Raw genomic sequence first — 11,388 nt, 5'->3', positions numbered from 1 at the left:
TCGGAATGCGTAAAGATAAATAGTGAAAGTGGAATGTATCTTTCTTCGTTCCGGAACGAGCAAATCTGCCACACTGTCGTACTTGGCTTTCAAGGACGGACCCCACGCCAAAACGTCATTCAGGCGCGCCCGGCATTGTTCGAGGCGAATGAGGCTTCGGCCCTTCCGGGGCCAGAACGCGCGGAGGCTTCAAGAGTGCGGGTCCACGCAGAGTCTGACGGATTTCGTTGATACACATCAAGACCGCGGAATGTGAATTGTGGTCCGCTCGCCTGGGGAGGGCTTTCATCACACATTTCACACCCCCAACATTGCACTTCCGAATTGGAGGAGAAGAAGCATGTCAAATTTCCTGTCTCCTGTTCACACGTTTTCCATCAACGATCTCACCGCAACATTTACCGGCATTCAGTTTCCGGACGATCCGTCCATCCTCGACACGGCTGGCGCAGTCGTCGCGCCTTACGTCGATCATGACGGCAACGTGCTCTATGGCATCGACAGCGAGTTCGGCTTCTATGTGACCGACTTCATCGGAGCCGAAGAGAAGGTTCTCGATGGCGATTATGGCGAAGGGTTCGCCGGCAACATCTACGATACCGACGGGGCTCTGCTGGGGCTCGCGCTGCGAGATGCAGAGACGGACCTCTTCCTGTCTGGCGCTCCGCTGGGCACATGGTCGCTCGGCCTTGGAGGCACAACGGTCAAGGCGTCCACAGAGCATTACGTCACAATGTCTTCGGTGCTGTCGGATCAGCTTTTCCCTGGTGATCCGGATGCGCTCGGTCCGCTGGACAATGATCTGAAGATGCGCGACTTGCGCCCGACGGGTGTGGGCGGAAGCTTCGAGCCTGGACCGCTTCACGATCTCTACGTGAAGGAACTGGTGAACGCCCTGCAAAGCGCCATCGACGATCCCGATCCTGCGCTCGACGCCACGCTTACCGACATTGATTTCGACCGCGACGGCACCAATGACGCATACCGCATCGCCAAGACGGCGGTGGACTTTGATGAGGATGGCGACGGCACGGTAGAGACAATCCTCGTCGGCGCCGTGGACCTTGGAGCGGACGGGACTGTCGACGTGGTTGACAGCCAGCTTAACGGCTATGGAGGTGACGCCGACATCACGGATCTGCTCGAGCCAAACGAGTCTAGTGTTACCTACAACATCGCTTACGGGCAGGACTATTCGGTCACCCTCAAGGATGACGGGAAGTTGCTTTATCGTTGGGGCGAGGCGGTGAAGCGCCCCAATGACATCCGTATGGAGGTCAATCTCGCGCTTCCCGAGGAATGGATCGCGGATACCGACGGCAACGGGATCGCCGACATCCTCGAAGACGGTTCAGGCGGCTTCGAAGTCACCCGGGCAGAACTGATCATCACCCATGATATCACCAACAACCCCAACGATCAGGTCCGTCCGGAAGACTATGAAAACGAGGCGGCGATTGGTCGGCTGCCGTCTTACTATGTGGTCGTCGATCCCGATGACTCGAGCAACACGCTTTGGGTCTCACCGGTCGACAGCTACGATGGCACTGGCGCAGCCCTGCCGAGTTATTTCATCCTCAACGCCCAGGGCGAGATCGATATGACAGCCGGCGGCACGCCGGTCTATAGTGCAGATGGCGCGCTGGTGGGATATCGCAATCAAGATGCCTCCGGCGCACCGGTCGGCACCGTCCTGCGTGACATGGCGTTGGCCGCTCTGTCGGGGGCCGCGGGCCTCGATTTTGCCACCGAAGACCTTGAGGAAGGGTTCACCCCGGCTTGGTACACGACGATCGACCGCGAACCTTTCGAATGGTCCTATGACAAGTATCCCGACGATCCCTATGCGAATGTCTTCGAGAGCTTCAGGAGCCCCGAAGATGCCGCTGCGGCTGGCTACGACGAAGAAGCTCTGGTTTCCGGCCCGCGCTGGCGCCTGACGCCCAACAAATTCGGCCAGGACCTCCCGGGTCTGGAAATCCCGCTGGAACCCAACAGTGAGCCGCCCTTCACCTCAGACAATATCAAGTATGACACCGGTGAACTCACCACCACGACGCTCAATCTTCTTGACTGGGAAGGCCCCTCTCCGCTGGCTAACAGCACCGGCTGGATGACAGTTGATCCCACCTTGATCGATGCGAATGGGGATGGCGTTATTGATGACGGCTGGTCCGAGGTCAATGGCACGCTTGGTGCAGGAGACGCACTGCCGAGCGGGCTGATCCTGTCAGCGATCACACCGAATGGAGTGCTCCTTGAGCAGGACTTTTTCGACACGGCGATCTACCTCAAAGGCGATCGCCAAGACTCCGCCAACCTCTTCGACATGCAGCTGGTAATCGAATACGGATCCGACGACGATCTCCCCAGCGAAACGATGGGAGCCGTCCAGAAGATCGTAGGGCTCGATCACAATGTCCTTGCCGTCACCTACGAGGACGGCGCCATTTTCGAGAATCCGGTGGTCTTCGCCAGCCCGGCGACTCTGAACGGGCCTGATGCGGTGACAGTGGAGTTCACCGAGATCACCTCGACTGGCGCCAGCCTGTACCTGCAGGAACCGTTTGGCTACGACGGCTGGCACACCGGTGAAGATGTCACCTTGCTGACGCTGGAGGAAGGAGTCTGGGAACTCGACGATGGTTCACTCTTGCAGGTGGGTACAACCACCTTCGAGGAAGGGGCGCTCGACACATTCCATGAGGTCGCTTTCGCAGAAGCCTTTGAGGATATCCCGAGCCTGCTCGTGCAGATCCAGACAGATAACGGGTCGCACTGGGAGATTGTTCGCTCAAAAGATGTGTCTGAGACCGGATTCAGCTTTGCGATTCAGGAGTCCGAAGGTCAAAGCGACGACTGGCACATGTCCGAGGTCATCGGTTGGGCCGCGCTGGATGCTGCTTCCTCATCCGGGGTCGTCGATTGGGGTGACGTGACTGCGCAGTCTTTCAAGACGGGCACAGCTGTCACAGATGCACCTACGCCATTCTCCTTTGAAGAGGAGATCGGAACAGCACCGCTTGTCTCTGCCGTGCTTTCAAGCTTCAGCGGCTCGGATCCCGCGACCCTTCGACTCGATGACCTGGCGAATGATGGTCTCGCAGCTACAGCATTCTTCGTAGCGCATGAAGAGAAGAGCCTTGATAGCGAGATCATTCACTTGGCCGAAGAAGTCAGCGGTTTTGCCTTCGAGGCTGCTGGCCTTCTGACGGCGTCGGAATTGGGCGTGGATGATTTGGTATTCGTCTGACCACTTGATGCGAAAACTTGCAGGGCGCTGCTCATATGGCGCCCTGACGAGAGGAAAACTATTCCACTATGCGGAATCGCATTGTGCCTTGGAACCGGATGCTGTCCTAGACCCCAAATCGCGGGTACCCGATGCCCTCGTGACGCAAGCGCAGCGGATGTCCGGAAAGTCCGCCCTGCCGACCTCGGACTTTCCAAAATGCTGCAGCTTGCATGATTGACCGGTTGGGTGAAGGCTACAGTGGTCGCCATGGATGACAACGAAGGGCCGCTCCCCACCTCAAAGCATCATCTGAGGGCAGTCGACCTTTTACCCGTTCGTGGTTCCGGAGAGCTCACAAAGGTACCCAGTCTGGAGAAAGGTGTCGGCCACGTGGCACTTTAGGTCAATGGGGACCAGGCCTGCATACGGTACCCTGGGCCTGCTGGGCAGCCTCTATCGACCGGCGCACAGTGCCAAACTCAAGCGTGGTGGCATCCGGGCATTGGCTGACTCCTTCTGGCAGAAACATGATTTCAGGCAGCGCGTCGATTGCCAGACCTATCGCCGCTTCGCACGCATCAGGGACAAATGCCTTTGGCTTCCGTTCCCGGGAACGGAAGTGCTTGTGGTATCCAAACATCATGACAATCGGTCTGACGCAGCATGAGCCCCGCGCCGGTGTCTCACCCAGGATGATCGCGGCGCATGCGCCAGAATTTCCTATCGAACAAGGCGACGAGCGCCACCGCGCTCGACAAGTTTTCCCGTCGGTGGCCGGGATATCGAAGGTCGTCGTGACCGACCTTCTGAGACGGGCATCATGAAGACACCATCCAAGTGCACGGGAATGTTTCCGTTCAAGCGGATTTCACCACCCTTGGGGAGAGATCATGTCCCCGCAGCGCGCTGCATTTTTGAGTGGCGGCAATCTTCTTTCCGAGCGTCCAGCTCATCTGGATAGGTGAATCCTCCTTTCATTTCGCTCTTCGTGACTTCTTCGACAGGCATCTTCATGCGAGTCCGTCATGAGTATGAGATGGAACGAATGATCGCTGCCCAAAACCGGTTCCCTGAAAAATCGGTGCACGCTCGCCTGGTCCTCGCGCAGAAGCCGCCCATCAGCATCGGCTTGGGAAGCGCAGCCTCTAGGCGGAGAAGGCTCCTATCCATGTAAGCGGGCCAACCACTGCCTCAAAGAAATGAGACATTTTATTTATTAAATTCAGATACTTCCGCATTATACAGCCAATTTTCCGAGATTTCTCTCAGAAAGTTGCTCCGTCATTTCTCCACTCGACCAATTTCCTTCCAAGACCGGGCGCTGCTCGGTCGATAGCAGAGAAGGAACAATGATGGACCAAGACTGGAACGACACCGACATCGAGTGGACCCAAGGGGTGATGCCTCATAGCGCCTACGATGCCCCCGCCAACTTGGCTGCCAACGACGCATTGCCCGCGCGCCCTGTCACCGATCGCAACCCTGGGGTGGGCGCCAAGAAGCACTTCTCCTGCGCGTTCGTCTATGGACCTGGCGCAGGCGTTGTCATGAACACGGAAAGCCTCACCGAGAATCTTGTTGGGCTTGTGCTGCTGGCCCGCCCCGACGTTGTCAGCCTGGAAAACCAGGTGGGTTTCATCTGGGTCGCAAACGACGGGTCGACGCACACGCATTTCTTCGACTTCCGCGCGACGATGGTCGATGGCAGCCGCGTGGCAATCATGGTCAAGTATGACGACAAACTTGGGCAGGAGGAGTTTCGAGCCGAAATCTCCGAAATCGCCGCCCAAGTGCCTCCGGAGTTCGCCGACCGTGTGACTCTGCTGACCGAGAAGCACCTGGACCCGGTCGACGTGTTCAATGCGACCCTGTTCAACGCGGTCCGCCAACCCGATATCGAGGCCGACGCCATCATGCGCCAAACAATCAGTCGACTGAACGGTGCCGCGAAGATCGAAGACCTGATCGCCCACACGGGTCTGGGAGGCCGTGGTTTTCGATCCATTGCGCGCCTCATCGGCTCTCGCGAACTCGAACTCCAGGGACGCGTTCGCGTCGCCTACGACTGTCTTGTCATGCGGAGGGCTGCCTGATGCTCGATATCCAATCCAGCCCGACACTGCCGCGCTTCGCGTTTGGCGATTTTGATGACGTGATCATCAAGGGCATTTCGTATCGCGTTGAAGATAGCTTCCCGCACGCATGCACCTTTACCCGACGCGACGGCACGGGCGTCACAGAGGAATTCTCCCATGCTTACCTGTCCCAATGCGTGACAGATGGGACCCTCGAACACAAGCGTGACTTTTTCCTCCCCGAAAATGCGAAGCGACGCCTTCGGCTGCAAAGCCGGGAATTGTCGACCCTCTCGCCGAGGCTCCAACGCAAGGCTAAGTATCACGAGGCGCTCGTGCTGGCGTTTCTCGAGCTGGAAAAGGAGGGGAAGGTCAAACGCACCGACGCATCCACCAAGCGCGCTCTCGAAGAGATCAAGTTTCGGGCCGGGAAATACTACTCCGTACCCAGCGAGTCTGATGACGGACAGGTCGCCAGGAACACGAGGGTTTCGCCCGAGAAGGTCAGCGCAAGCAGGCTCCTGAAGCGTGTCGCCGCATATTGCCGAGATGGCCTGCCTGCACTCTACGGCCAGGATATTCAGAACAGCCGGGCGCGGCGCATCGGCCCGGACGAGCTCTGCCTCCTGACCAAGACGGTCCGGAATTATTTGTCTCTGGAACAGCCCACAATCGCGAGTATTGTTGAAGACGTCGAGCGCGTCTTTCGCGCAGAAAACCGACGCCGCAAAGAGCTGACCGAAAGGGAGCTGAACGGCGAGCGACCGGGGCAAAAGACATCCTACCTGGCACTCCCGTCTCGCGAAACCATTCGGCGGGAAATCAAGAAGCTCGACCCTTTCGAAGTTGTTGCTACCCGCGAAGGTCTCGACGCGGCGCGCAAAAAATTTGCCCCGGTGGGCAGGGGGCTGGTCGTGACCAGGCCGCTCGAACGGGTGGAAATGGACGCATGGAAGGTTGACCTCCAGACGATCATGGCGACGACAGGGATCTGGTCGATCCTCACAGACGAAGAGAAAGCGGCCTTCGGCTTGGAAGACGGCAAAAAGACTCGCTGGTATCTGACTGCGGCCATCTGCACAACGACACGGTGCATCCTTGCGCTGAAGCTGTCCCGCGCTGAAAGCTCCCGGAGCGCGGTGCAGGCGATTGATATGATCGTACGCGACAAAGGGATTTGGACCGATGCCGTCGGCACACTGACCCCTTGGAGCATGTCGGGAACGCCCGAACTCATCGTCACCGATGCCGGATCCGGGTTCACCGATTTCGACACCCGTGCCGCGGCCACCGATCTGGGCATCAACATCATTGCCGGCCCCGCTGGCATGCCCGAGTTCCGCGGCACCATTGAACGGATGTTCGGCACCTTGGCCAGCAGTTTCATCTCGCGTTTCACGGGCCGGACCTTCAGCAACACCGTGGTAAAGGGCGACTACGACTCCGAGGGGCGCGCGGCGCTGACTTCTGAAGAGCTTAGCGAGGCCCTGGTCCGCTGGGTGGTGGACGTCTATCACCGCCGCCCGCACGCCGGGCTTGGTGGGGAAACGCCCCTGAATTGCTGGAACCGGCTGGTCGAGAAATACGGGGTCGCCCCGATGCCCAGTTTGGAACGTCGCCGCCTGGCGCTGGGAACGCGGAAGGAATACACCGTGACGAAGAAAGGCATCTCCATCCTGGGCGTTCGCTATCACTCCGAGGCACTCGCACACTGGTTCATGCATACCCGAAAGACAGAGGTCCGCGTCCGCTGGTACTCCGAGGATCTCGGTGCGATCGCCGTGGAACTGGACGGAACGTGGGTCGAGATTCCCTCGGTGCTGGCGTGTTTTCGGGGTCGGTGTGCGCAGACATGGCTTATGACCGAGCGCGAAATCCGTGCATCGCGGGCGGCAGAGGCCAAGGTCAGCGAAGAGATCATCGCCAAGACCATGGATCACATCGTGGCAATGAATGGCAACGCGTTGGTCAGCCAGAAAGTGTTCGTGCCGGACTACTCGGCGGAGCGCCTCCAGTCGCTCAGTGAAAACATGCTGATCGGTTTCCAGATCGAGGACTCCCCGCGCGACCCCATCGTGCCGTCCGGCGACGATGGCATGGGCATGGATTTGCCCACCGGCCACCCGCGCTCCGGACGCTCTTCGGCTGCCGCAACCGCCTCCACGGACAAGGCCGGTTGCTACGGCTTCCCCAACCCGGACGATGACTGGTCCATCGAGGACAAGTAATACGTCACAACGCGCCCCTTGGAAGCCCCCGCAGTCGTCATTGACTGCGGGGGCTTTTTTCTTGCCGGCGATCTGCGTGTGACCCCACTGGTCGCAGCGGCTTGCCATCTACGCGCCTGCTGCGGCTTGACGGCTCAAAGATGCCGCCCGCCAGATGCACCGAAAAAGTTCGGCACGTTCAATGTTTTTTTCTTCGTGATTGGCGAGGGTGGCCAATCTTGTTCATGCAACGACAGCACATGGGCCGCGCCCATGACACCGAGAGGCTCAGCGAAGGAGGACACCGGCGGACAGGCTTGAAACTGCCACGAATGGCTCAGCACAGCTCACAGGAGGATTCCCATGCTGCGCACCCTACCGACGCCCCTGTCCACCGACCCGCAACACGCCGCGGCCTGCGCACATCTCTCGCAACATGGCGAGGCGCTCTGCAATGCCGCCAAGCTGCTGGAGGGCGACGCCGGCAAGGCCAGCGTGCTCCGGATCATGTCCGACCTCCGAACGACGACCAAGCTGCAGCGCGCCACACGGCGCCGGCTGATCGACCTCCACCGGCTGATCTCTCTCGATCCGGTGTTCGGCGATCCGGAAACCGACGAAGCCCTCTGGCAGTTCCTCGATCCGGGCAGCCGGGACGTCGAAGACATCTGCCTGCTGGCGGACAGTCTCTTCGACCTGCTCGTCGAGATCGGGGAACTGGACGACGAAATGGACGCCTTGGCGCTCGCGGTTGCGGTTGCGGCTGACGACCGGGAAGCAGCCTGAACCCGCGCCCACGGAACCCACCTTTCAACGACACGAGGATACCGCATGAAGTACTTCGAACATCTGTCCCTGGAAGAGTTCTGGACGCGGACGCTCCAGGAAGTCGACCACCTCTACGCCCGGGTAGAGCAAACCGAAGAGGGTCTCTCGGCCACCAAGCGGAACGCGCTGCTGCAATCCCTCGCCAGCCTTCGAAGCGATGGCCCCCTGGCACAGGGTTCCGAAGGTCATGTGAGCCGTATTGAGGCCCTGCTTCTCGATGTCGTCGACCGAGAGACTCTGGGCGTCCGCAATGTTTTTGACGGCCACGATGACCCTGATCTCGGTTCTATCGGGACAATCCGGCAGGTGCCCATTCTTTCGGAACAGGGATGTGCTCTGGACGGGCTGCTACAGAGCTTTCTAATGATCTGCGCAATGCGCGCCCTGCTCACGGCGCGGGTCGATGCACACCGCCAGATGGCTCGCCTGAAAGTCGTTTGAGACTGCGCCAGACTATGAGCAGGTAGCACCCCGGACGCCGTGCCGTCTCCTGCCTCCGAGATCGACAGCCCCACCACCGCATCAAAAAAGGCCGCAGGGAAACCTGCGGCCTTCTTCGTTTCACTGGCGCGGCGGAGATGTCTTGCCAAACAGGCTCGCGGTCCCCAAAAAATCTGTTACTTCCGTTTCCCGTCACACCCGACTGGACCCATATTCCATTCGAGGCTGACAGAATGGGAAGACGACCACCCCAACGCTGAAAACCCGTTCCTGGAGCGGAACACCACCAATGGCCGTAGTTAGCGTGTAAATGGCCGTTTTTTTGACCAAAATGGCCAAACTAAGCTTGTCGGAACAATATCGTCCGACATGGGGATTACGACTTGGCGGGAAATAATATTATGGTTTATCAATTACTTAGATTGACACCCGACATTTGAGACTCCGACTTCCGACACGAAAATACCGTTCTGCGACACCATAAATCCGTACCAGACTAATCACTTCCACCACCCAGCCGGAAGACCGAAATGGCGAAAGCCGCCCCTAGGGGCGGCTTTCGAATTGCAGGAAACCTTGATCTTCTGGGTTACTTCGGGCGGCGCCGTTCAACCTTGCGCTTCTCCTCGTAGCGCTGCATAGCCGTCAGCGTATCGATGGCCGCCCAGTGCTCGGCGACGAACGGGTTCAACTCGTCGTCACAGTCCATCCGCATCTCGTAGGCATCCGCGAAATGCCCCATGTCAATCACGCCCTCCCCTGCTCTTAGGCACTCCCCGATCGCCTCGATGGACATTTCCACCGCAACCCCGAAGCGACCGACGGAAGCATGGATCAGGATCCTCATGAACTCCTCGAGCGACAGGATCCCCGGATCGACGATCCCCGCGTCGTCGAAGATTTGCATCAAGGTCTCACGAAGCGTCTCGCCATCGTCTTCGAACGTCATGGGACGCATCTCCATAGGCCGGAGCCGGCGTCGCAGTGGTTCGTCCAGGTTGACCACATGCCTGGCCTCCGGGGTCGCCGTCATGATCAGGCAAACCGGCCAGTCCTTGTGCTGCATCATATTGCGGAACACCTTGAGGAAAGCTTCGACGCTGTCCTTGGTCTTGTACCGTCCACTGTCCTGGACTTCGTCAAGATGGAGGGCGGCAATGCGGCTTTCCTTTAGGTATTCCATGACGAGGTTTGCGAGGTAGCTCTCGTCGCGCCGGCCGCGTGCCGGATGGCCCAGTTCCACCAAAATTGCATTCAGAGATTCTTTAACGGTTGAGCGACCGGGGACGATGACGCTTAGGATCCGCGTGCCGAACTGCCAGTCCCCAGCGTGTTCCGTGAGAGTGTTGTGCTCCTTGATGATCTCCTTCGCGATCCGTGACTTGCCAGCTCCAGCAGGTCCAATGAGGACAGCCCCTTTGAGTTCGCTTTTCCCCGCACGTAGGCGGGCCTCACGCATCGATAGCACATTGAAAATTCGCGTTCTGAAGCGACGGTAGTTTTCCGTCTCCTCGAAATGGTCCTCGAGGCGGACCAGAAGGGCTGCTATCTCCTTCGACTTTTCGAAGGTGGCTTTGGCTTCTTTACTTACTTGGGGAACGCCGGACACTCGGGGGACCATCTCGGAAATGGCGTCACTGGTTTCGGTATGGGCATTCATCATGTCACTACTCTCTCGTTCGCGGCCATCGCTGGATGGCGCGTGATATTGGAACGGTTCTTGGGACGGCGACTTTGGTCAGTCCGCCGAATTGATGGGGCCGGTGGCAGCGGGCCAGTAGGTAGTTCGCGGGTGAAAGCCGGTGTCATCGCTGGGCCGGACTGGCCAGAAAAAACTCAGCTGACACGCGCGCCGCGTGCGAGTACCGGGTGTCACCACATTTTCTGGATGCCGGCCTCCAAGCTTGCCATGCCGTTGCTTTCTGGATTTCCTCGGCGGGGGCGACATCATGCAGAAAGCGATGCGGAGTGCGCCGAACGCGTCGCATAGACAGACTGCCGCCGAGCCAGGCTGCCAAATCTGCGCGTCAAAGCCTTGCTTCAGGCCGGAAGGCTAAACCAACAACTACGTTCATTTGGCACAATGCGCTCGATTCGTCAATTATTGATTCAAAATCAATATCTTAACGAATTTTCCGCGCATCACATTTCTCGCAACTGTGTTCCTTCACCTCTCTTCCTGCAGGCGTCACCTGCGTAGCGCGAACTCTCGTTCCTTCCATCTTCAAGACCTCAGGTATGCGTTGAAAAACAGTGTCGGTACATTTTTGGGGCCCAATAATGTATAGAAACCTCAACAACCGTCAGCAATTGAAGACGAAGAGTTCGCTCGGTACGCCCAGTATGTGTGGCGCAGCGCAGACCGCCGAGGCTCTCACGCAGCCCGCAAAGCACTCTCCGGCAGTTTGATGTCAGTTCTGCAGCACGGCCGCAGGCAAACTTTGGGTCCCCCATTATCCTGAGTTATCCGGCCTTGGTATAAGCCTACCAAGCCTTGGATAATTATTTATTTTCAATTTATTATCTGAATAACCCCTCAAAATGACTTGCCAGTCGAGAGTCATCTTCCCACTTTGCCTGACTGCCAGATCGTCATAGAATG

The 11,388-nt window shown here is 58.4% G+C and carries 6 protein-coding genes; 5 read left to right on the top strand and 1 reads right to left on the bottom strand.

Features of this window, described 5'->3' with window-relative positions; genetic code table 11:
- Positions 1–340: 340 nt before the first annotated feature.
- The 5 genes from AYJ57_RS17860 (at position 341) to AYJ57_RS17840 (ending at position 8,786) form a co-directional block, all read left to right on the top strand.
- Complete coding sequence (locus tag AYJ57_RS17860) at positions 341–3,253, top strand: hypothetical protein (protein WP_066109154.1); 2,913 nt, start codon at positions 341–343, stop codon at positions 3,251–3,253.
- 1,331 nt (positions 3,254–4,584) lie between these two features.
- Positions 4,585–5,328, top strand: a complete 744-nt coding sequence (locus tag AYJ57_RS17855; protein WP_157374239.1) for a hypothetical protein — start codon at positions 4,585–4,587, stop codon at positions 5,326–5,328.
- The gene (locus AYJ57_RS17850) at positions 5,328–7,538 is read left to right on the top strand and encodes a Mu transposase C-terminal domain-containing protein (RefSeq protein WP_066109148.1); all 2,211 of its coding nucleotides are present in this window, start codon (positions 5,328–5,330) and stop codon (positions 7,536–7,538) included. The genes AYJ57_RS17855 and AYJ57_RS17850 overlap by 1 nt, the downstream gene beginning before the upstream one ends.
- 342 nt (positions 7,539–7,880) lie before the next feature.
- Positions 7,881–8,303, top strand: a complete 423-nt coding sequence (locus AYJ57_RS17845) for a hypothetical protein (RefSeq protein ID WP_066109145.1) — start codon at positions 7,881–7,883, stop codon at positions 8,301–8,303.
- Positions 8,304–8,348: 45 nt separating this feature from the next.
- Complete coding sequence (locus tag AYJ57_RS17840; RefSeq protein ID WP_066109142.1) at positions 8,349–8,786, top strand: hypothetical protein; 438 nt, start codon at positions 8,349–8,351, stop codon at positions 8,784–8,786.
- 589 nt (positions 8,787–9,375) lie between these two features.
- On the opposite strand, the gene AYJ57_RS17835 is transcribed toward AYJ57_RS17840, so the two are convergent.
- Positions 9,376–10,449, bottom strand: coding sequence for an ATP-binding protein (locus AYJ57_RS17835; protein WP_066109139.1), 1,074 nt, complete (start codon positions 10,447–10,449; stop codon positions 9,376–9,378).
- Positions 10,450–11,388 lie beyond the last annotated feature (939 nt).

Origin of the sequence: Salipiger sp. CCB-MM3, from assembly GCF_001687105.1 — a bacterium.
Taxonomy (GTDB): Bacteria; Pseudomonadota; Alphaproteobacteria; order Rhodobacterales; family Rhodobacteraceae; genus Salipiger.
The sequence above is the reverse complement of the archived record's forward strand: the minus strand, read 5'-3'. Positions and strand labels throughout refer to the sequence as shown.

Coding starts and splice junctions, on each gene's coding strand:
- AYJ57_RS17855 (WP_157374239.1), top strand. CDS start 4,585: ATGATGGACCAAGACTGGAACGACACCGACATCGAGTGGACCCAAGGG.
- AYJ57_RS17845 (WP_066109145.1), top strand. CDS start 7,881: ATGCTGCGCACCCTACCGACGCCCCTGTCCACCGACCCGCAACACGCC.
- AYJ57_RS17840 (WP_066109142.1), top strand. CDS start 8,349: ATGAAGTACTTCGAACATCTGTCCCTGGAAGAGTTCTGGACGCGGACG.
- AYJ57_RS17835 (WP_066109139.1), bottom strand. CDS start 10,449: ATGATGAATGCCCATACCGAAACCAGTGACGCCATTTCCGAGATGGTC.
- AYJ57_RS17850 (WP_066109148.1), top strand. CDS start 5,328: ATGCTCGATATCCAATCCAGCCCGACACTGCCGCGCTTCGCGTTTGGC.
- AYJ57_RS17860 (WP_066109154.1), top strand. CDS start 341: ATGTCAAATTTCCTGTCTCCTGTTCACACGTTTTCCATCAACGATCTC.